This window comes from Streptomyces sp. NPDC017940, assembly GCF_044328435.1.
GTDB lineage: Bacteria > Actinomycetota > Actinomycetes > Streptomycetales > Streptomycetaceae > Streptomyces.
In genome coordinates this window covers 61,160-82,980 of the sequence record NZ_JBIRHJ010000010.1, presented here as the reverse complement: position 1 = coordinate 82,980, position 21,821 = coordinate 61,160, and the positions used below count along the sequence as shown (strand labels likewise).

The window sequence follows — 21,821 nt, the reverse complement described above, 5'->3', positions numbered from 1 at the left end:
CCGTCCCGCGTCACCCGCCCGCGGTCCGCTTCCCGCGCGCTATCTCGAAGTGGTCGATCCGCTCGCCGCTCTCGGCGAGCGCCGAGACCGTGAGCTTCGGGCTCGCCCCGGCACTCGCCTCCACCGCGAGGAACGAGAAGCCGGTGTAGCGCACCCGTGACCACTCCACGGTGTCGGGGTCGGGCAGGCGCTGCTTGGTCCAGTGGAACGTGAGGATCGTCCCCTCGTCGTGCTCGTGGCCCTCGTAGCTGTCCTTGACCCCGACCGGGAAGCCGTACAGGTCCTTGCCCGCGCCGCCCGCGGTGACGTACACGATGCCGTCGCGCGTCGGGTCGGTGGACGCGCCGACCGGCACGGGCTTGCCGACCTCGCCGTTCTTGACGGCGTCGGTCCGCTCGTACACGTGGTTGTGGCCGTTGATCACCAGGTCCACCTGGTGCTTGGTGAACAGCGGCAGCCACGCGTCGCGCACCCCGCCGTCGGAGGCGTGCGTCGACGTCGAGTACACGCAGTGGTGGAAGAACACGACGACGAAGTCGATGTCGTCGTCCGCGCGCAGCCGGCCGAGCCGCTCGTCGAGCCAGGCCGTCTGCCTGCCGTCCGAGTAGCCCTTGTTGGCGGTGATCTCGTACGAGACGTCGTTGGCGTCCAGGGCGACGACACCGACGTTGCCGTAGCGGAACGAGTACACACCGGGCGCCCGCTCCGGGTCGAAGCCGTTGTCGGGCAGCGACCAGCGCGCGGACTGACCGCCGTAGCCGTTCGGCGAGTACCACGCCTCCATGTCGTGGTTGCCGGTCGTCACCATCCACGGCACGGACTTCGCCACCGACTCGGTCTGGGCGAGGAACTGGTCCCACACCCGCGCGTCGTAGGTGTCGCCCTCCTTGCCGTGGCCCGTGGTGTCCGCGTAGCAGATGTCGCCCGCGTGCAGGTGGAACGCGGGGTTCTGCCCCAGGATCAGCTGGTCGTTGGCCAGCGCGTCATAGCTCACGCCCTGGTCGCCGAAGGCCGTGAAGACGAAGGTCTCCGGGCGCGCCGGAGCCGTGCGGAACGAGCCGATGGTGGCGAGACGCTCAGGCGACGCGGGGTCGAAGCCGTCGTGGCCGACGCCGTAGTAGTACGTCGTGCCGGGCCGCAGACCGTCGAGGGCGGCGTGCAGGTAGTACTGCTCGACCTTCGGCAGCTTGCGGGAGAGCGCGGGCGTGTGCAGGTCGCGCACCTCGGCCTCGATCTTGTGGCTCAGCTCCCAGGGCTCGGTCCCCACCCTGATGTACGGGGACTTCACCGCGAACGGCACCTGCCAGGAGACGCGCATCTGGGTCCGCGGGTCGCTGCCGAAGGCGAGGTGCCGGCCGAAGGGCGCCACCATCGCGCCGTCGACCCGCGCCGCCCCGCGCTCCGCGGCGAGCGGGGACGCGGCGGCGGCACGCCCGGCCGGGGCGCCGCCCGAGCTGCCCGCGAGGAGACCCGTACCGCCCGCGACGCCCGCGGTGACCACGGAGGAGACGAGGACCTTGCGGCGTGACAGCCTCCGGCGCAGGTACTCGTGCTGCTCCGGCATGGTCAGGCGCCGCGCGAGGTGCTCGGGGATGCCCACGTTCGGTGTGTCCATGACCGGTAACTTCCCAGCGGCGCCCCTCTGCCGCCCCACGCCGCGGTGAACTCCCGCCGACGGGAGGAGAACCGGCCAGCGGCGCGAGTCCACATCCTGGACGCGGCGTGTCATGGAATGGGACGAGGAGTACGGTGCCGACATGTCTCGCAGCATCGATCTCGCAGTGATCCCCGGTGATGGGATCGGCCAGGAAGTCGTGGTCCAGGGGCTCAAGGTCCTCAACGCCGTCCTCCCGAAGGACGTGAAGCTGGAGACCAAGGAGTACGACTTCGGGGCCCGCAGGTACCACGCCTCCGGTGAGACCCTCACCGACGCCGACCTCGCGGACCTCAAGCAGCACGACGCGATCCTGCTCGGCGCCATCGGCGACCCCTCGGTCCCCTCCGGCGTCCTGGAGCGCGGCTTCCTGCTCAAGCTCCGCTTCGCCTTCGACCACCACGTCAACCTGCGTCCCTCGCGGCTCCTGCCGGGCGTGGCCACGCCGCTCGCGGGGCAGCCCGAGATCGACTTCGTCGTCGTGCGCGAGGGCACCGAGGGCCCCTACACCGGCAACGGCGGCACGATCCGCAAGGGCACGCCGCACGAGGTCGCCACCGAGGTCTCCGTGAACACGGCCTTCGGTGTGGAGCGCGTCGTCAGGGACGCCTTCGCCCGCGCCCAGGCCCGCCCGCGCAAGAAGCTGACGCTGGTCCACAAGAACAACGTGCTGGCCTTCGCCGGCCACCTGTGGACCGATGTCTTCCACACGGTGGCGAAGGAGTTCCCCGAGGTCACCACGGACTACATCCACGTGGACGCGGCGACGATCTACCTCGTCACCGACCCGGGCCGCTTCGACGTGATCGTCACCGACAACCTCTTCGGCGACATCATCACCGACCTCGCCGCGGCCGTCTCCGGCGGCATCGGCGTCGCCGCCTCCGGCAACATCAACCCGAGCCGCGAGTTCCCGTCGATGTTCGAGCCCGTGCACGGCTCGGCACCCGACATCGCGGGCCAGGGCAAGGCCGACCCGACCGCGACCGTGCTGTCCGTCGCCCTCTTGCTGCGGCACCTCGGCTACGACGACGAGGCGACCCGGGTCGAGGAAGCCGTCTCCGCCGACCTCGGCGCCCGCGGGGACACCACCCGCTCCACCGACGAGATCGGCGACGCCCTCACCGTACGCGTAGCGGGCTGATCCGCCGGCTGCCACCGCGTCACAGCAAGCCGCCGGGTCGCACCAGCACCCGGCGGCTTCTCGTTTGCGGCCCCCGGGTGTCACCATCGAACCCAGGGCCGCGACCACCGCCGTTCCGATCGAGCCGCCCCACGAGCGATAATCGGACGTGGGGCCGCGAAGCGGCGTACGCCCGTACGCCGTGAGAGCGCGCGTGCGGGCGCGAGCGCGGTCCGTCACACACAACCGGTGAAGGACACGCAACCATGACGACGCCCTCGATCGAGCTCAAGCCCTCCTCGACCCCGGCCAAGGCCGCGGAGCGCGAGGCGATCCTGGCCAGCCCCGGGTTCGGCCGCCACTTCACCGACCACATGGTGACGATCCGGTGGACGGAGGGCCGCGGCTGGCACGACGGCCAGCTCGTGCCGTACGGCCCGTTCTCGCTCGACCCGGCGACCACCGTCCTGCACTACGCCCAGGAGATCTTCGAGGGCCTGAAGGCCTACCGCCAGCCCGACGGCTCGGTCGCCCTGTTCCGCCCCGAGGCCAACGCCCTGCGCTTCCAGTCGTCCGCGCGCCGCATGGCCATGCCGGAGCTGCCCGTCGAGACCTTCATCGAGGCCTGCGACGCCCTGGTCGCGCAGGACATCGACTGGGTGCCCGCGCACGGTGGCGAGGAATCGCTCTATCTGCGCCCGTTCATGATCGCCACCGAGGTCGGGCTCGGCGTGAAGCCCGCCAACGAGTACCTCTTCGCCGTCATCGCCTCGCCCGCGGGCGCCTACTTCCCCGGTGGCGTCAGGCCCGTCTCCATCTGGCTCTCCGAGGACCGCGTGCGCGCCGTCCCCGGCGGCATGGGCGACGCCAAGACCGGCGGCAACTACGCCGCGTCCCTGCTCGCCCAGGCGGAGGCCGCCGCGAAGGGCTGCGACCAGGTCGCCTACCTCGACGCAGTCGAGCACCAGTGGGTCGAGGAACTGGGCGGCATGAACCTGTACTTCGTGTACGAGGACAAGATCGTCACCCCCGAGCTGACGGGCTCGCTGCTCGCGGGCATCACCCGCGACTCGCTCCTGTCCGTGGCCCGCGACCTCGGCTACGTCTCCGAGGAGCGCCGCGTCTCCATCGACCAGTGGCAGGCCGACACCGAGAACGGCACGCTCACCGAGGTCTTCGCCTGCGGCACCGCCGCCGTCATCACCCCGGTCGGCACGGTGAAGTCCGCCCGCGGCGAGTGGACGCAGAGCGGCGGCGGCCCCGGCGAGGTCACCATGAGGCTCCGGGACGCGCTGCTCGACATCCAGCGGGGCAAGGCGGCGGACCCGCACGGATGGATGCACCGCCTGGGCTGAGGCCCTCATCCCCTCCAGCGACCGGTCACGCGGGCCGGTTCGCATCGACCGGTCACGGAGGCCGGGTCCGGCAGCGACGGCCTGCCGGGCCCGGCCTCCGTGCTGTGTCAGGAACGTCTCGGGTGCACGGTGAGCGCCAGGCTCTCGGACACGGCCGCGTCGGCGCGGCGGAACGCGGCGGCGAGACCGGCCCGCGTGGGCGCGGACGGGCCGCCGGTCCACATCTCCAGGCCGCGGTGCCAGGCGGCCACCAGCAGGTCGACGGCCAGGTGCGCGTGCAGCCGGGAGGGGTCCTGCGGGGCGCCGCCGAGGTCGAAGCGGCGTACGACGATGTCGAGGGCCGCACGCCCGGTGCGGTCGCAGAAGGCGAGGCCGTGCGCGTCCATCGAGGGGTTCAGCGCGGCGAGCCGACGGCTGAGCAGCACGCGGTGCGCCCACTCCTCGCCCGGCATGCCGTCGAGCGCGCGGAGCAGGGCGTCCCGCAGCACCTCGGGCAGGGGGACGCCGTCGTCCGGCTCGGCCTCCTCCAGCTCGTCGAGGAACACCCCCCACAGATCGTGCAGCGGCGCCGTCGCCACGTCCTCCTTGCTGGAGAACGTGCGGAAGAAGGTCCGCTTGGACACCTCCACGGCGTCGCACAGCTCGTCGAGGGTGACGCCGTCGAAGCCGCGCTCGGTGAACAGCCGGAGCGCGGTGTCCACCAGTGCCTGCCGAGTACGCACCTTCTTGCGTTCGCGCAGGGGGAGCGGGGTGGCTTCGGCGCGTGCGGGGTCCATGACAGGAGTGTATCCCGGTAGCCAATGCCCCTTGATGGCTTCTGCCACTGAGTGGCACTATGGCGGGGGCCACCCATCGTCCGCCGAAAGGTCCTGTCATGCGCGCCCTCCTCGTCGATCCCTCCGCCCCCGGCGGGCTGCGTCTCGGCTCGGCCCCCGACCCCGAACCCGCCGCCCACCAGGCGCTGGTCCGTGTCACCGCCACCTCCCTCAACTACGGCGAGGTCGCGCACCTGGCGCCGAACTCCGCTGCGGGTGCCGTGCTCGGCTGGGACGCCGCCGGGTATGTCGAGCGGGCCGCCGCCGACGGCTCGGGCCCCGCCGCGGGCACCCCGGTGGTGACCCTCGGCGCATCCGGCGGCTGGGCCGAACTGCGGGCGGTGGACACGCGGTTGCTCGGCGCGGTGCCCGAGGGCGCCGACCTCGGGACCATCGCCACGGTGCCCGTCGCCGGGGCGAGCGCGCTGCGGGCCCTGCACCGGGCGGGTCCGCTGCTGGGCCGCCGGGTGCTCGTCACGGGGGCGACGGGCGGGGTCGGGCGGTACGCCGTGCAGCTGGCCCGGCGCGGCGGGGCGTACGTCATCGCCACCACCGGTGATCCGGCGGGCAGGGGCGGGATGCTGCGCGACCTCGGGGCGCACGCGGTGCTCTCCGACCCCGGCGAGGTCGAGGGCACCGTCGACGGGGTCGTGGACCTCGTGGGCGGACGGCAGCTCGTCGCGGCGTACGAGAAGGTGAGCGGCGGCGGGACCCTCGTCTCCGTGGGCCACTCCGGCGGGGACGACGAACACTTCCCCCACGGGGTGCTGTACGGGGACCAGGGGCGGCACGACCGGTCGGTGGTGAGCTTCTACCTGCTGGGGTGCGCGGACCTCGGGCGTGACCTGGAGTGGCTGGCCGGGGAGGTCGCCGCCGGGAGGCTGGACGCGGGTCAGGCGTGGCGGGGGTCGTGGGCCGACGCGGGGGACGCGGCGGCGGCGCTGCTCGGGCGGCGCCTCGGGGGCAAGGCCGTCCTGGAGGTCGACTGAGGAGGCCCGGTCCTCCCCGCGCGGGGCCGCTGGGGGGAGGGCCGGGCCGGTCGAAGCGGCCCCTGGAGCAGCCGCCGAAGCAGCTACCGGAGCAGCCGGTGGTTCAGCCCGTGAAACCGGCGGTGATGGAGGTGAACTGCCAGGACGGGCGGTCGCGGTTGACCGCCCAGAAGGCGAGGCGGCCGATGTGGTGGGCGTTGGACCAGTCGCGGATCTGGGTCCAGATCTGTGGCGTGGTCACCTCGCCCACGTCGCTGTTCCCGTTCATGCCCGAGATGCCGATATGGGCGTAGGCCTCGGCGTCGGACCACTGGTGGACGGCCTTGAGCTTGTTCTTCAGGCCCTCGGCGGACTTCACGGTGTTGCCGTACATGTCGGCGTGCCCACCGAAGTTGAACGGCATGATCGTGAAGTTGTCGATGCCCGCGTCCAGGGCCTTGGACCGTTCGATGAGGCGGTTGCCCCAGGAGTTGGGCCCGGTGGTGAGGGTGGGGAAGGTGAGGATCGTTCTGAGACCCGGGTTGTTCTGCTTGACGATCTTGAGGGCGCCGAGGATGCGGTCCTGGACCGCCGGGTTCTCGAACTCGTCGGTGTTCTCGATGTCGACGTCGATCACCTTGAGGTCGTAGGCGTCGATGACCTTCTGGTACGCGCCCGCGAGTGCCTGCGGGGTGGAGCAGTTCGGGCCGAGCTTGTTGCCGCTCCAGCCTCCGATGGACGGGACGATGTCGCCGCCCGCGGCACGGATGGACTTGATGGTGGTCTCGTCCACGCCGCCGGTGAGGGGGCGCCGGCTGTCCCAGGCGGGCTCGCAGCCGTTCCGGGCGAGGACGAACGCCATCGTGAACCACTTGATCCCGGAGGCCCGCATGACCTCGGTGGCGCTCGGCGGGTTGCCCCAGCCGAGGTAGAGGTAGGGGGCCCCTTGCGCGAATCCGGGGGCGCGGTCCTTCGCGGGCGACGCGGGTGCGTCGGCCGCCCGCGCCGGGGCGGTGAGGGCGGTGAGCGGGACGACCAGGGCGATGAGCGCGGTCGTGAGCCGCAGCGGGAAGCGTCTGGCTGTGGGGGTTCTCAAGGGTGCTCCCTCGAGTGGAGGTTTCGATGGGGTGTGGTGCCGAACGCTGTACGGGACTCGACGGTATTGGCATGGACCAATCAGGTCAACGGTCTGGACCAATCGGGGAACTTTCGCCGGTGCGGTGAGCCTCCAGCCCGTCCGGCGACTGCGGACGAGGCACGGAACGCCGATGGGCCGGCTCCGGCGCCGCGCGCCGGGACCGGGAAGGGGCGGGGCCGGGGTCGGGGTGCAGCGCGTAGGCGGCACCCCCCACCACGCCCGACAGCAGGAAACTACAGTCCACCCCACCTGTGAGCCCCAGCAGCGGCCCCTCGTACGAAGGCAGCGAGACCGCCAGGACGCCGACCCCGGCACCCAGCGCCCACGCCCCCGTCGCCCAGAGGTTCCATCCCTTGCGGTACCAGTAGCGCCCGCCCCGGGAACGCCGGTTGAAGACCTGGAGGGCCTCCGCGTCGTAGACGCCCCCGCACCGCACGAACCCGATCAGGGTGATCACGGCCCAGGGCGTGCCGACGGCCGTGAGCAGCAGCACGAAGGACGTCATCGCGTCCTGCGCCTCCCACGCGAAGTGCCCGGCGAAGACGCACCCGGTGGCGACCACCGCCACGACGCAGGTCGCGCGCGCCCGGGACGCCCGCGGCACGATCGCGTCCAGGTCGAGCCCCATGGAGTACAGCATCAGACCGGCGTTGCCGACGGACCCGGCGGACGCGGCCAGCAGCAGCGGCACCAGGTACCAGCCGGGCGCCGCCGCCACCAGCGGCTCCGCGTAGTCGAGCGCCGCGCCCGCCGCGTACGCCGTGAACGTACCGAACAGCTGCGGCACGAGCAGCCCCGCCGTGAGCCCGACGCAGGTGGCCCGCAGCACCGCGCGGGGCGAGTGCCGCCGCGGCGAGACGTAGCGGGTGTAGTCGCCGAGCAGCGTGATGAAGGCGATCGGTCCCGAGAGGCCCGCGGCCACCAGGGCGAGCAGCCACGTCGGCCAGAACGAGCCGAGCGCGTAGCCGCCCGCGCCCGGCAGCGCCGCCGTGGAGAAGTCCGGCGCGTACGCGGCCACACCGAGGGCCAGCAGCACGGTCATGCCCACGGCGAGCAGCCGCGAGAGCCGCAGCAGCACCCGGTAGCCGTACACCGCCCCGGCCACCGTCGCCGCCGCGAGCAGGGCGTAGGCAAGGCCGTAGGAGAAACCGCCGGCCGGCAGCCCTGTCAGCCGGTGCAGCGCCCCGACCAGGACGTCACCGCCGATCCACAGGGTCAGCGCGGTGTAGCCGAGGGAGAGGAGCAGTCCGACGACCGAGCCGACGAGTCGCCCGCGCACGCCGAACTGGGCGCCCGACGAGGTCGACAGGTTCGTCGCCGTGCGCAGCGAGACCAGGGCGAGCGGCGCGGTCAGCGCCGTGCCGAGCAGGGTGCCCGCCACCACCGCGGTCACCGACTGCCAGAAGCCGAGGCCGAAGGAGACCGGCAGCCAGCCGAAGACGATCACCCCGAGGCAGAGGTTGGAGCCGAGCAGGATCGAGACCACGTCCCGCGGTCCGCTGGTGCGTTCCTCCTCGGGGACGGTGTCGACTCCGCGCTGTTCTATCGGCATGGGGCGCCCCTGACGCTCGCTCGAAACGGACCGGGTGTCGGACCGGGGTCGGACCAAGGTCGGACCGGATGTCCGACCGTTTGTCGGACTAGGAGTTTGAGTGGCGTTCAATGTGGCCGAGGAGTTCCCCTCGCGTCAATGCTTTCGTACGCCGGGATATGCGTCTAGAGTGCTGCTCTAAACCGTGGCCTTTCGGGGTCGCGGACGGTGACTTCCGACCCACGATGCGAGGTGTCGCGGCGTGCGACTGACCCTCACGGAGCGCGACCGGCTGCTGCTCTTCGGCGCGGCCGAGCTGGCCAGGGCCCGCAGGGCGCGCGGCCTCAGGCTGAACGTCCCCGAGGCGACCGCGCTGATCGCCGACACGGTGTGCGAGGCCGCCAGGGACGGGGCCCGGCTCGCCGAGGCGATCGAGCGGGCACGGTCGGTGCTCGGCCCCGACGACGTGCTGCCGGGCGTCGCCGACGTGGTCACCGAGGTGCATGTCGAGGCCGTCTTCGACGACGGTTCGCGGCTCGCCGTGGTCGCCGACCCGGTGGGCGGGGGCTCGCTCGGCCCGGACGCGCCGGGTGCGCTGCGGCCCGCGCCGCCGGATCGGGAACCCGTCCCCGCCGTGACCCTGAGCGTGCGCAACACCGCGACCGTGCCCGTCAGCGTCACCTCGCACTTCCACTTCTTCGAGGCCAACCCGCGGCTCGACTTCGACCGCGGCGCCGCCTACGGCATGCGGCTGTGCGTGCCCGCCGGGTCGTCGGTGCGGTTCGCCCCCGGGGGCGAAGCCGACGTCGGGCTCGTACCCATCGGCGGCGACCGGATCGCGATCGGCTTCGCGGGCCTGGTGGACGGCCCCCTGGACGCGCCGGGAGCCCGGGACGAGGCCCTGCGGCGGGCTGCGGCCTGCGGGTACCTGGGGGCGGACGCGCCGCGGCAACCCGGGGCGGCCCGGACAACCGAGGCACCCGGGTGCCCCGGGACCCACGGGACCTCCGAAACTCCCGGCACCCCCGAGGAAGGCGAGTGATGGACCCCTACGAGTACGCCTCCGTGCACGGCCCCCGCGCCGGCGACCGCCTCGTCCTCGGTGACTCCGGGCTCGTCGTGCGCGTCGAGTCCGACGCCCAGCGGCCCGGCGACGAGTTCCTCGCCGGATTCGGCAAGACCGCCCGCGACGGGCTGCACCTCAAGGCCGCCGCGGTCCGCGAGACCTGCGACGTCGTCATCAGCAACGTCGTGGTCATCGACGCCGTGCAGGGCATCAGGAAGGTGTCCATCGGCATCCGGGAGGGGCGGATCCACGCCATCGGGCGGGCCGGGAACCCCGACACCCTCGACGGGGTCGACGTGGTCGTCGGGACCGGGACCTCCATCGTGTCCGGCGAGGGCCTCGTCGCGACCGCCGGAGCCGTCGACACCCATGTGCACCTCCTGTCGCCCCGCATCATGGAGGCCTCCCTCGCCTCCGGCGTCACCACCGTCATCGGCCAGGAGTTCGGGCCGGTGTGGGGCGTCGGCGTCAACTCGCCCTGGGCGCTGCGGCACGCCTTCAGCGCCTTCGACGCATGGCCCGTGAACATCGGCTTCCTCGGCCGGGGCTCGTCCTCGCACGAGGCACCCCTGGTCGAGGCGCTCGCCGAGGGCGGGGCTTGCGGGTTCAAGGTGCACGAGGACATGGGCGCCCACACCCGCGCCCTGGACACGGCGCTGCGCGTCGCCGAGGAGCACGACGTCCAGGTCGCCCTGCACAGCGACGGCCTGAACGAGTGCCTGTCGGTCGAGGACACCCTGCGCGTCCTCGACGGCAGGACCATCCACGCCTTCCACATCGAGGGCTGCGGCGGCGGCCACGTACCGAACGTCCTGAAGATGGCGGGCGTACCGAACGTCATCGGCTCCTCCACCAACCCCACCCTGCCCTTCGGCAGGGACGCCGTCGCCGAGCACTACGGCATGATCGTGTCCGTCCACGACCTGAAGACCGACCTGCCCGGCGACGCCGCCATGGCCCGCGACCGCATCCGCGCCGGGACCATGGGCGCGGAGGACGTCCTGCACGACCTCGGCGCCATCGGCATCACCTCGTCGGACGCGCAGGGCATGGGCCGCGCCGGCGAGACCGTGCGCCGCACCTTCGCCATGGCGGGGAAGATGAAGGCCGAACTGGGCCCCGCCGACGGCGACGGCCCGCACGACGACAACGGCCGCGTCCTGCGCTACGTCGCCAAGCTGACCGTCAACCCCGCCATCGCGCACGGCCTCGCCCACGAGATCGGGTCCATCGAGGTGGGCAAGCTCGCCGACATCGTGCTGTGGCGCCCGGAGTTCTTCGGCGCGAAGCCGCAACTGGTGCTGAAGTCCGGCTTCCCCGCGTACGGGGTCGTCGGCGACCCCAACGCCGCCACCGACACCTGCGAACCCCTCGTCCTCGGCCCGCAGTTCGGGGCGTACGGAGCCACCCCCGCCGACATCTCCGTGGCCTTCGTCGCCCGGGCCGCCGTCGACCAGGGCAACGACACGATGCCCACCCGCCGCAGGCGGGTCGCCGTGCGCGGCACGCGCGGCATCGGCCCCGCCGACCTGCGCCTGAACTCGCGTACCGGAGCCGTCGACGTGGACCAGCGCACCGGTCTCGTCACCCTCGACGGCGACCCGCTCCGCTCCGAGCCCGCCGACTCCGTCTCCCTCAACCGCCTGTACTTCCTGTGAGGGACTGCCACTTCCTGTCAGGACCCCTCCTCTCAGGGCCCTTCCTGTCAGGACCCTTCCTGTGCGGGCCCTGCTTCCTGTGAGGACCGCTACTTCCCGTGAGGACCCCGCGATGACCTTCCGCATGCCCCCCGAGTGGGCCCCGCACGAGCGCACCTGGATGGCGTGGCCGAGCCCCAACCCGACCTTCACCAGCGAGCGGGAGCTCGCCGAGGCGCGGGCCGCCTGGGCGGCCGTGGCCCGTGCCGTGCGCCGCTTCGAGCCCGTCACGATGGTCGTCGGCACCGGCCAGAGCGAGTCGGCCCGCGCGCTCCTCGGCCCCGACGTGGAACTGGTCGAGCGGGAACTCGACGACGCGTGGATGCGGGACATCGGCCCCACCTTCGTCCGCGACGGCGACCGCCTCGCCGCCGTCGACTGGACGTTCAACGGCTGGGGCGCCCAGGAGTGGGCCCGCTGGGAGCACGACGCGAAGGTCGCCCGGCACGTCGCCGACCTCGCGGGCGTGCCCGTGCACCCCTCACCGCTCGTCAACGAGGGCGGCGGCATCCACGTCGACGGCGAGGGCACCGTGCTGCTCACCGACACCGTGCAGCTCGGCCCCGAACGCAACCCCGGCTGGACCCGCGAGCAGGTCGAGGCGGAGATCCATGCCCGGCTCGGCACCACCAAGGCGATCTGGCTGCCGCGCGGCCTCACCGCCGACTACCCGGGCCACGGCTTCGGCACCCTCGGCCACGTCGACATCGTCGCCGCCTTCGCCGCGCCCGGCGTCGTCCTCGTGCACTCCCAGCGAAACCCCGCGCACCCCGACTTCGAGGTCGGCAAGGAGGTCGTCGCGGCCCTGACGGGGCAGACGGACGCGCGCGGACGCACCCTGCGGATCGTCGAGGTGCCCGCGCCCACCGTCCTCAGGGACGACGAGGGCTGGGTCGACTACTCGTACATCAACCACTACCTCTGCAACGGCGGCGTCGTCCTGTGCGCCTTCGGCGACCCCCACGACGAGATCGCCGCGGGCATCTTCCGCGGCCTCTTCCCCGACCGGACCGTGACGCTCGTCGACGCCCGTACGATCTTTGCCGGGGGCGGTGGCATCCACTGCATCACCCAGCAGCAGCCGAAGGTGTGATCGAGGAGTACGGGATGGCCGGTCGGGCCCGCGCGCGGAGGAACGCCCCACCGCGTGAGGACGTCATGGCGGCCGCCATGAAGATGATCGCCGAGCGCGGCCTCGAACAGCTCACCATGGCCGCGCTCGGCCGCGAGGTCGGCATGAGCAGCGGGCACCTGCTCTACTACTTCGGCTCCAAGGACGAGCTGCTGCTGCGCACCCTGGAGTGGAGCGAGGACCGCCTCGGCGGCGAGCGGCGCACCCTGCTCGCCCGGGACGCCACGGCCCGCGCCCGCCTGGACGCCTACGTCGAGCTGTACGTCCCCGAGGGCCACCGCGACCCGCACTGGATCCTCTGGCTCGAGGTGTGGAACCGGTCCCTGAACGCGGACGAGGAGGGCCGCGACCGGCAGGCCGCGATCGAGCGGGCCTGGCACCGCGACCTGGTGGCGCTGCTCGCCGAGGGCGTCTCGCGCGGGGAGTTCCCCGCCGTCGACGCCGACCGGTTCGCGACCCGGCTGCGGGCGCTCCTCGACGGCTTCTCCATCCATGTGGCGATCGGTCTCCGCGGCACCGGACGGAGCCAAGTCCTCGTACACGCGAGGGAGTTCCTGGACGCGTCGCTCCGCCCGCGGGACTAGCGGAACACCGGTCGGTGCCGTGCACACGGACGCGTGAGGGCCCGTCGAGGTTGTACGCACTCCTGCGGATTGCGGGGCGCGGGGGAAAGCGCTTGTATCCCGATGGGCCCTCGGCGCCGGGCCGGGGGACACGCGCCCGGCGGCCTCCGGGCGCGCAGGGGATTCCGGGGGGAACCATGCACAGAGCCGCACGCGTGCTGTCCGCAGCCGCTCTCACCACGGCGCTCGCCGCCGTCGCGTCACCGCCGGCGGCGCAGGCCGCCCCGCCCGACGACCGCCGCGCGCCCCGCGTGCAGCGCGTGCAGCGCGTCAGCGTCGCCGCCGACGGCACCGAGGCCAACGGCTCGTCCGGCGCGGCGACGGTCACCGCGAACGGCGGTCACGTCGCCTTCGCCAGCGCGGCCACCAACCTCACGCCCGACACCCGCCCGCGGCCGCAGAGCTCCGCGCACGTCCGCGACCAGGAGTCCCGCGGGGTCACCAGGGTCCGGGACAGCCTGACCGCGCCCGACATCAGCGACGACGGCCGGTTCGCCACGTACCTCGACTGGGGCTCGCACACCACGGCCTCCTACGTGGTGGACCTGAGCACGGGGGAGAAGCGCCGGGTCGACGCCAAGGGCTTCAAGGAGGGCTCCGGCGAGGCGGTGATCAGCGCCGACGGCCGCCACGTCGCCTACGTCCTGCGGCCGCAGCACCCCGCAGACCCGTACCGCGTCGAGGTCTACGACTGGACCACGGACACCCGCGAAGTCGTCAGCGACGGCCCGCCCGACGCCGCACGCGACATGGTGAACCCCTCGATCAGCGCCGACGGCCGCCAGGTGGCGTACGAGGACGCGGGCACCGGACAGGTCTGGGTCCGCGACCGCGGGACCGGCAGCGTCGAACGCGTCGACGACGGCACCGCCTCCGAGCTCGTCGAGATCAGCGGCGACGGCCGCACCGTGGCACTGAACTCCGCGGACGGCGCCTACGTACGCGATCTGCGCACCGGCAAGGTGAAGCGCTGGCCCGGCACCACCGCCAAGGCGCTCGCCCCGGAGGGCGGGCACCTCCTCCACTCCGACGACGCCTCCACGCTGCGCCTGCGCGACCTGCGCACCGGCCGTGTACGCGTCGTGGGCACCGGCTCGGCCGTCCCCGGCTCGGTGGGCGCCGAGGGCCGCACCGTCGTCTTCTCCTCGGCGGAGACCGATGTGGTGCCCGGTGACACCAACGACCTGACCGACGTCTTCCAGTGGACACGGCGATGACGCGGTCCGGCGGGCGACCGCACCCGACGGCCCTGTGGACGGCGTTGCTCGGTCTCGCCCTGAGCACCGCACCGCTCGCCGCGGCCACCACCGCACACGCCGAGCCCCGGACGGACACGGGGCGCATCGCCACCGCGCACGCCGAGCCCCGGACCGGCACGGCGCGAAACACCGCCGCGCACGCCGCCGCGCACGCCCCTCTCACCCGACGCGTCAGCACCACCGCCGACGGTGCCCAGCTGGACGGCGCCTCCGGCAGTGGCTCGATCAGTGCCGACGGCGGGCGCGTCGCGTTCGTGACCCAGGCGCCCGCCCTCGGCTGCGCACCGTATCTGCACTGCCTGAAGGTCAAGGACCTGGCCACGGGCGCCCTGACCGGCATCGACCTCGGCAGCGGCCACCTCTACGGCAACCCGCTCCTGAGCGCCGACGGCAGCCGCGTCGCCTTCACGGCCACCAAGCGGTTCGCCGCGCCCCACCTGTACGACGGGGCCACCGGCACCGTGACGCGGCTCTGGCCCCAGGACCCGCCGGGCCGCAACGAGCTGGGCGCCGTGGCCGCGATCAGCCCCGACGGCACCCGCGTCGCGTACACCATCGGCAATCGCAACGGCGATCAGAACGCCCGCCTCCTGTACGTCCGTTCCACGACCACCGGCGACGACGAGCTGATCTCGGGCCCGGAGGAGGGCGACAAGGGCGGGGCCTCGGTCACCGACGACGGCAGCCGGGTCGCGTACCAGATCGGCGGCTACGGCGAAGGCCCCGACGACCGCGGGGACGTCTTCCTCAAGGAGCCCGCCACCGGCGCCCGCACCCAGCTCGACACCGGCCTGGGCAGCGCCGAGCTGGTCCGCCTCACCGACGACGGCCGCCATGTCCTGTTCAACGCGCGGGGCGGCCTGTACGTCCACACCGTGCGCACCGGCACAAGCGAACGCGTCGCGGAGGGCCGGGCCAGGTCGGCCACCGCCGACGGACGGTACGCCGCGCTGTCGGACGCGGCCGGGCTGCGCCTGCTCGACCTGCGCACCGGGCGCGGGGAGAGTGTCGGCCCCGCGGACGCCCGGGCCGCGCCGGGCGCGGTGGCCGCCGGGGGCCGCGCCGTCGTGTTCGGTTCGGAGGCCGCCGACCTCGTGCCCGGCGACACGAACGGAGTGGCGGACGTCTTCCTGTGGACGGCGAAGCGCGGCCGGCCGTAGCCGCACGGGTTCCCGCGCCCCGGGTTCCCGGTCCCGGGCTGGGACGGACCGGGAACCCGTCCGCCGCGCCGCCCGCATCGTGAGACGGGGCGGCGCGGGCGGCCCCGGCTGTGGCACCCTGCCGTGCATGCTCGTGTTCGCCATGATTATTGGCAGCAAGCGCGCCGGTCCGCAGTGATCGCCTCGTACTCATCACGTACAGGCGGACACCGTCGTCCTCGACCCGCGCGCAGACCTCTCGCACCGCGAGGGGTTTTTTCGTTTTCCGGTCCACCCACGACCGGGAGACGGGGCGCGAGGGATCATGGGGGGTGGTGGAGCCGGTCCTCCCGGTACACCGAGATCCGACACAGGAGCCAGACAGCATGACGGAAAACAGCACGCCGGACGATTCCTTTCATGTGTTCGACACCACGCTGCGCGACGGCGCGCAGCGTGAGGGCATCAACCTGACCGTCGCGGACAAGCTGACCATCGCCCGGCACCTGGACGACTTCGGCGTGGGCTTCATCGAGGGCGGCTGGCCCGGCGCCAACCCCCGCGACACCGAGTTCTTCGCGCGGGCGGCGACCGAGATCACCTTCAGGAACGCGCAGCTCGTCGCGTTCGGAGCCACCCGCAGGCCGAACGCCAAGGCAGCCGACGACCCGCAGGTCAACGCGCTGCTCACGTCCGGCGCCCCGGTCATCACGCTGGTCGCCAAGTCGCACGACCGGCACGTCGAGCTGGCCCTGCGCACCACCCTCGACGAGAACGTCGAGATGGTCCGCGACACCGTCTCCTACCTGCGCTCCCAGGGCCGCCGGGTGTTCGTCGACTGCGAGCACTTCTTCGACGGCTACCGCGCCAACCCCGGCTACGCGAAGGCCGTGGTGCGCGCCGCCGCGGAGGCCGGCGCCGACGTCGTCGTGCTGTGCGACACCAACGGCGGCATGCTCCCCGCCCAGGTCCAGGCCGTCGTGGCCACCGTCGCCGCCGACACCGGGGCCCGGCTCGGCATCCACGCGCAGGACGACACGGGCTGCGCGGTCGCCAACACCCTCGCCGCCGTCGACGCGGGCGCCACCCATGTGCAGTGCACGGCCAACGGCTACGGCGAGCGCGTCGGCAACGCCAACCTGTTCCCCGTCGTGGCGGCCCTGGAGCTGAAGTACGACAAGCGGGTCCTGCCGCAGGGCGCCCTGCGGGACATGACCCGCGTCTCGCACGCCATCGCCGAGGTCGTGAACCTCGCCCCGTCCACGCACCAGCCCTACGTCGGCGTCTCCGCGTTCGCCCACAAGGCGGGCCTGCACGCCTCCGCCATCAAGGTCGACCCGGACCTGTACCAGCACATCGACCCCGAACTCGTCGGCAACCGCATCCGGATGCTGGTCTCCGACATGGCGGGCCGCGCCTCCATCGAGCTGAAGGGCAAGGAGCTCGGCCTCGACCTAGGCGGCGACCGCGAACTGGTCGGCCGGGTCGTGGAGCGCGTCAAGGAGCGCGAACTGCGCGGCTACAGCTACGAGGCCGCCGACGCGTCCTTCGAGCTGCTGCTGCGCGAGGAACTGCGCAAGGGCGAGGGCGGCGCGGGAGCGCGGCGGTACTTCAGGACCGAGTCCTGGCGTGCCATCACCGAGGACCGCCCCGACGGCACGCACGCCAACGAGGCCACCGTGAAGGTGTGGGCCAAGGGTGAGCGCATCGTGGCGACGGCGGAGGGCAACGGCCCGGTCAACGCCCTCGACCGCGCCCTGCGGGTGGGCCTGGAGCAGATCTACCCGCAGCTCGCCAAGCTGGAGCTGGTGGACTACAAGGTCCGCATCCTGGAGGGCAAGCACGGCACGTCCTCCACGACCCGGGTGCTGATCTCCACGGCGGACGGCGAGGGGGAGTGGTCCACGGTCGGGGTCGCGGACAACGTCATCGCCGCTTCCTGGCAGGCGCTGGAGGACGCGGTGACCTACGGTCTGTTGCGCGCGGGGGTCGAACCCGCCCCGTAAGGGGTGCGGGGCCGCATCGATGTGCGGCTCCACCGCGTGGGCGCGCTGAGCGCGGGAAAGGCCGCAGACGCGTCTGCCGAGTCAGTGAGCAGACGCGTCCGCGGCTTCCTTGTGGCCGGTCGCGCAGTTCCCCGCGCCCCTCGCGGGGCACATTTCGGGGGCGGAAGAGTTAGCGTGAAGTATGAGGCACACCAGGCAGGCGGCGTCGTGGCTGGCCCTGGTCCTGTCCGGACTGCTCCTGGCCCTAGGCGCCACGCTCATCGCGGCGCCCGGTGCCCAGGCGGCGACGGACGTCCAGGCGGTGGCCGACGCCTTGAGGAAGAACCCGGTGTACGTCGACGAAGCGGCGTCCGCACAGCTTTCCGCGGCGGACGCGGACGCCCTCGCCGACCGGATCGAGAAGGCGGACAAACCGGTGTTCGTGGCGGTGCTGCCCGCCTCGTTCCCCGATCGCGAGGAACTCTTCCGCGACCTGCGCACCGCCACCGGCATCACCGGCGTGTACGCCGTCCGCCTCGGCGACCGCTTCGACGCGAGGGCCGACGGCTCCGTCCTCTCCCGCGACGCGGTGCGCAACCTGTCCGCGCTGGTCCAGGGCGAGAGCACGAAGGCGCAGCTCGACCGGTTCGTCGACCAGGCACTCGCGCAGTCCTCCGGATCGGCCCCCGCCTCCTGGGGCGGCGCCGCGGGTGCCGACGACGGGGCGCCCGTCGGGGCGCTGATCGGCATCGGCGCGGTGGTGGTCGCGGGCGGCGCGGGCGCCTACACGGTCGCCCGCCGCAGGCGCCGCAGGCACGAGGAGGAGCAGCGCGCTGCCCTGGAGAAGCTGCGGGTGGTGGTCGACGAGGACATCACCGCCTTCGGTGAGGAACTGGACCGGCTCGACTTCCACCCGGCGGAGGCCGGCGCGGACGACGCCATGCGCGCGGACTACGAACGCTCCCTCGACGCCTACGAGAAGGCCAAGTCGTTCATGGCGGCGGCCGAGCGCCCCGAGCAGGTCAGGGCCGTGACCCAGGCCCTGGAGGACGGCCGGTTCTCCCTGGCGCTGCTCGCCGCACGACGGGAGGGACGGCCCCTGCCCGAGCGCCGCGCCCCCTGCTTCTTCGACCCGCGGCACGGCCCCTCGGTGCAGGACGCCGAGTGGACCCCCGCCGGGGGCAGCACCCGGGAGGTGCCCGTGTGCGCGGCCGACGCGGTGCGCCTCGCCGACGGCGACGACCCGATGGCCCGCACCGTGGCCACCGCGTCCGGCGAGCGGCGCCCCTACTGGGAGGCCGGGCCCGCCTACGGCCCCTGGGCGGGCGGCTACTTCGGCGGCGGCATGCTCCCGGGCCTCCTGTTCGGCACCGCGCTCGGCACGATGATGGCGAGCCCCGCCTACGCCGCGAGCTACGGCGCCGGGTACGGGGACTTCGGACCGGGAGCGGGCTACGAGGGCGGCGACATGTCCGGGGCGGACTTCTCACCGGGTGACTTCGGCGGCGGCGACTTCGGCGGGGGCGGCGACTTCGGAGGGGGCTTCGGCGGCGGTGGCGGGGGCGACTTCGGGGGCGGCGGGTTCTGAGGGACGCCTTCAGCCCGGGGACGGCCTCCGAAGGGTGTCCTCATGCCGGAGCACCGATCACCACGCCTGTCAGGACGGGCAGTTGGGAGGGGAACCCGGACAGTGGCGAACGGTACCGCGCCCCCGGCAGGTGTCAGGCGGCGCTCTTGACCGCGGAGAGGTCGAAGGTGAGCTTGATCTTGTCGGAGACGAGGACGCCGCCGGTCTCCAGGGCCGCGTTCCAGGTCAGACCCCACTCGGAGCGCAGGATCTGCGCCGTGCCCTCGAAGCCGACGCGCTCGTTGCCGAACGGGTCCTTGGCGGCGCCGTTGAACTCCAGGTCGATGGTCAGCGGCTTGGTGGTGCCGAGGATCGTCAGGTCGCCGGTGACGCGGTAGTCGGCGCCGCCGAGTGCCTCGACCCCGGTGGAGCGGAAGGTCATCTGAGGGAACTCGTCGGTCTTGAAGAAGTCCGCGCTCTTGAGGTGGCCGTCGCGGTCCGCGTTGCCCGTGTCGATGCTGTCCATGGTGACGTCGAGGGTGGCCGACGAGGCGGACGGGTCGCTGCCGTCCAGGTGCAGCGCGCCGGTGAACTCCTTGAAGGAGCCCTTCACGTTGGTGACCATCGCGTGCCGGGCGACGAAGCCGATCGTCGTGTGCGCGGGGTCGAGCGCGTAGTCACCGGTCAGGGCGGTGAGGTCCGGAGCGGCCTCGGTGGCGATCGCGGTGGCGGCGGTCGCGGTGGTGGCGTCGTTCTTGCGGCTGAAGATTCCCATGGCGTGCTCCTCGGAGTGGGTAGTTGACGGTTCAACGAGTTCAACGTTAACGCGATCCAGTTCAATGTTCAACATAAAGCGGAGCGTGTCGAGGCGATTACGCGCCGAGTGTGAACGGGGGTGTGCCGGATGGAGGATGCGCGGCCCCGTGAGGGGCGGATCGATGGCGGCAGGGTCGGATGTCCTGCGGGGGAGAGGTGGTGCCACGTATGGCACCACCGCGCATTCTCGCGCGAGGCTACGTGAGACCGCACTTCAAGAGGCGTGGCAGCTTGCTATGGCACCATTGTGGTGCCATAATGGTGTCATGAACCTCACGCCGTATGTCGCCCAACTCCGCCAGGAGCTCGCGGTCGCCGCGGAGGCCGGAGGTGAGGACGCCCGTGCGATCGCCGAGCGCCTGCTCGCGCCGCTCGAGTCGGCCACCCGGCTGACCATGCTGAACGTGCTGTCCGCGGCCATGGACGAGATTACCCGAGACCTGGCCCCCGGCTCGGTCGACGTGCGGCTGCGCGGCGGCGACCCGGACTTCGTGGTGACACCCGCGCCGACCGGCGAGAGCTTCGAGGCGCCCCCGATGGACGTCCGCGCGGCCCGCCCCGCACCCGCCCCGGCGCCCCTCCCCGAGTCGGACGAGGGCGGCACGGCCCGGATCAACCTCCGGCTGCCGATGCACCTGAAGGCCCAGGCCGAGGAGGCCGCCGCCGCCGAGAGCCTGTCCGTCAACGCCTGGCTGGTCCGCACCGTCGCCGACGCCCTCAAGCAGGGCGACGCGAGCAGGCAGCCCGCTCCGCACGCCTCCCAGAACGTCGGGAACAGCTTCACGGGATGGGCGCGCTAGCGGCCTCCGCCCCCGCGCGCAGCCACGCCGCCGCCCTGTCCGGATCCGGCCCGTACGGTCCACAGGACGCGTCGGGACGACGATCCGGACGACCCATCAGGATGAGGACAGCCCCATGCCTACCTTCGACACCGCCAAGCCCGTCTACGCCACGGTGATCGTGGAGATCGGCTCGCTGCGGATCGCCGCGTCCGACCGCACCGACACCGTCGTCGAAGTGCGTCCCACCACCGAGTCCCGACAGGCCGACGTGCGGGCCGCCGAGCAGACCCGGGTCGAGTGCTCCGGTGGCCGGCTCCTGGTGAAGGGCCCCAAGGAGCGCTCGCTGTTCAGCAAGGGCTCGTCCGTCGACGTGGAGATCCTGCTGCCCGAGGGCTCCCACCTCCAGGTGAACACCTCCATGGCCGACTTCAGCGCCGAAGGCCGCCTCGGGGAGTGCGAGGTGAAGACCTCGGCCGGTGACATCCGGATCGACTGGGCGGGCTCCGCGCGCCTGCACACCGGGTACGGCCAGGTGGTGGTCGACCGCGCGGAAGGCCCCGTCGACGTCACCACCGCCTCCGGTGAGGTCCGCCTCCGCACGGTCGGCGGCACCGCCGTGGTCAAGAACTCCAACGGCCCGACCGAGATCGGCGAGGTCACGGGGGACGTCCGCGTGAAGGCGTCGAACGGCACGATCACCATCGGCCGCGCCCACTCCGACGTCAACGTCAGAACGGCCAACGGCGGCATCAGCGTCGGCGACGTGGTACGCGGCACGGTCGTCCTCCAGACCGGCATGGGCGGCCTCGACGTCGGCATCCGCGAGGGCACCGCGGCCTGGCTCGACGTACAGACCAAGGTCGGGGCGGTGCGGCAGGCGCTCGGCAGCTCCGAGGGGCCGGGGGACTCCGGGGAGACGGTTCAGGTGCGTGGGCGCACGGGGGCCGGGGACATCCTGATCCACCGGGCCTGAGGCAGCCGCGCAACGCTCATCGCGGGCCGCACCAGGGCCGTTTTCAGCTCTCTCTCGGTGGTCGGACGGTTGTCGGGCCCCGCCAATTCACCCGGCCCTCGGCAGATGGCCGGACCGTGGCCGTGCCGCCGACCGGTGGTGTCGGCGCGCCCTGGCCGTGCTCGGGGTTCCGGCCGATGGCCTGCGGCGACGACGAAG

Annotated in this window: 17 protein-coding genes and 1 pseudogene; 13 read left to right on the top strand and 5 right to left on the bottom strand. The window is 72.7% G+C overall.

Annotation, left to right across the window (positions count from 1 at the left end; translation table 11 throughout):
• Positions 1-10: 10 nt before the first annotated feature.
• The gene (locus ACH4DX_RS31095) at positions 11-1,615 is read right to left on the bottom strand and encodes a purple acid phosphatase family protein (protein WP_398157556.1); all 1,605 of its coding nucleotides are present in this window, start codon (positions 1,613-1,615) and stop codon (positions 11-13) included.
• A gap of 142 nt (positions 1,616-1,757) precedes the next feature.
• Between ACH4DX_RS31095 and ACH4DX_RS31090 the strand changes: the two genes are divergently transcribed.
• Positions 1,758-2,798 carry a 3-isopropylmalate dehydrogenase gene (locus tag ACH4DX_RS31090; protein ID WP_398123201.1) on the top strand — a complete coding sequence of 347 codons (1,041 nt, stop codon included), beginning with the start codon at positions 1,758-1,760 and terminating at the stop codon, positions 2,796-2,798.
• Positions 2,799-3,043: 245 nt separating this feature from the next.
• The gene (locus ACH4DX_RS31085) at positions 3,044-4,132 is read left to right on the top strand and encodes a branched-chain amino acid aminotransferase (protein ID WP_398123202.1); all 1,089 of its coding nucleotides are present in this window, start codon (positions 3,044-3,046) and stop codon (positions 4,130-4,132) included.
• 107 nt (positions 4,133-4,239) lie between these two features.
• Here the strand turns inward: ACH4DX_RS31085 and ACH4DX_RS31080 are convergent, their stop codons facing one another.
• Entirely contained in the window at positions 4,240-4,908 is a 669-nt protein-coding gene (locus ACH4DX_RS31080; RefSeq protein WP_398157555.1) for a TetR/AcrR family transcriptional regulator, read from the bottom strand.
• Positions 4,909-5,006: 98 nt separating this feature from the next.
• On the opposite strand from ACH4DX_RS31080, the gene ACH4DX_RS31075 reads away from it, so the two are divergent.
• Positions 5,007-5,936, top strand: coding sequence for a zinc-binding dehydrogenase (locus ACH4DX_RS31075; RefSeq protein ID WP_398157554.1), 930 nt, complete (start codon positions 5,007-5,009; stop codon positions 5,934-5,936).
• Positions 5,937-6,039: 103 nt separating this feature from the next.
• Here the strand turns inward: ACH4DX_RS31075 and ACH4DX_RS31070 are convergent.
• Positions 6,040-6,876: pseudogene (locus tag ACH4DX_RS31070) on the bottom strand (chitinase); the annotation flags it as partial.
• A 220-nt stretch (positions 6,877-7,096) separates the two neighbouring features.
• Complete coding sequence (locus ACH4DX_RS31065; RefSeq protein WP_398157553.1) at positions 7,097-8,605, bottom strand: cytosine permease; 1,509 nt, start codon at positions 8,603-8,605, stop codon at positions 7,097-7,099.
• Between the two features lie 241 nt (positions 8,606-8,846).
• Between ACH4DX_RS31065 and ureA the strand changes: the two genes are divergently transcribed.
• The 8 genes from ureA (at position 8,847) to ACH4DX_RS31025 (ending at position 19,073) form a co-directional block, all read left to right on the top strand.
• Positions 8,847-9,626, top strand: a complete 780-nt coding sequence (gene ureA, locus ACH4DX_RS31060; protein ID WP_398157552.1) for an urease subunit gamma — start codon at positions 8,847-8,849, stop codon at positions 9,624-9,626.
• Entirely contained in the window at positions 9,626-11,308 is a 1,683-nt protein-coding gene (locus tag ACH4DX_RS31055; protein WP_398123207.1) for an urease subunit alpha, read from the top strand. Before ureA ends, ACH4DX_RS31055 begins: the two co-directional genes overlap by 1 nt.
• Before the next feature lie 112 nt (positions 11,309-11,420).
• Positions 11,421-12,440 carry an agmatine/peptidylarginine deiminase gene (locus ACH4DX_RS31050; protein ID WP_398157551.1) on the top strand — a complete coding sequence of 340 codons (1,020 nt, stop codon included), beginning with the start codon at positions 11,421-11,423 and terminating at the stop codon, positions 12,438-12,440.
• A gap of 14 nt (positions 12,441-12,454) precedes the next feature.
• Positions 12,455-13,063: a TetR/AcrR family transcriptional regulator gene (locus ACH4DX_RS31045; protein ID WP_398157550.1), complete on the top strand. Its 609-nt coding sequence runs from the start codon at positions 12,455-12,457 to the stop codon at positions 13,061-13,063.
• Between the two features lie 176 nt (positions 13,064-13,239).
• Positions 13,240-14,319 carry a TolB family protein gene (locus tag ACH4DX_RS31040; protein WP_398157549.1) on the top strand — a complete coding sequence of 360 codons (1,080 nt, stop codon included), beginning with the start codon at positions 13,240-13,242 and terminating at the stop codon, positions 14,317-14,319.
• On the top strand, positions 14,316-15,521 hold the full coding sequence (locus ACH4DX_RS31035) for a hypothetical protein (protein ID WP_398157548.1): 1,206 nt from the start codon (positions 14,316-14,318) through the stop codon (positions 15,519-15,521). The genes ACH4DX_RS31040 and ACH4DX_RS31035 overlap by 4 nt, the downstream gene beginning before the upstream one ends.
• A gap of 365 nt (positions 15,522-15,886) precedes the next feature.
• Positions 15,887-17,506 (top strand): citramalate synthase, encoded by a 1,620-nt coding sequence (cimA, locus tag ACH4DX_RS31030; RefSeq protein ID WP_398123212.1) that lies wholly within the window; start codon positions 15,887-15,889, stop codon positions 17,504-17,506.
• A gap of 181 nt (positions 17,507-17,687) precedes the next feature.
• Entirely contained in the window at positions 17,688-19,073 is a 1,386-nt protein-coding gene (locus tag ACH4DX_RS31025; RefSeq protein WP_398157547.1) for a hypothetical protein, read from the top strand.
• A 133-nt stretch (positions 19,074-19,206) separates the two neighbouring features.
• Here the strand turns inward: ACH4DX_RS31025 and ACH4DX_RS31020 are convergent, their stop codons facing one another.
• Entirely contained in the window at positions 19,207-19,827 is a 621-nt protein-coding gene (locus ACH4DX_RS31020) for a YceI family protein (protein WP_398123214.1), read from the bottom strand.
• Between the two features lie 307 nt (positions 19,828-20,134).
• Between ACH4DX_RS31020 and ACH4DX_RS31015 the strand changes: the two genes are divergently transcribed.
• Entirely contained in the window at positions 20,135-20,668 is a 534-nt protein-coding gene (locus ACH4DX_RS31015; protein ID WP_398123215.1) for a toxin-antitoxin system HicB family antitoxin, read from the top strand.
• 115 nt (positions 20,669-20,783) lie between these two features.
• Positions 20,784-21,623 (top strand): DUF4097 family beta strand repeat-containing protein, encoded by an 840-nt coding sequence (locus ACH4DX_RS31010; RefSeq protein ID WP_398157546.1) that lies wholly within the window; start codon positions 20,784-20,786, stop codon positions 21,621-21,623.
• The last annotated feature ends 198 nt before the right edge of the window (positions 21,624-21,821 follow it).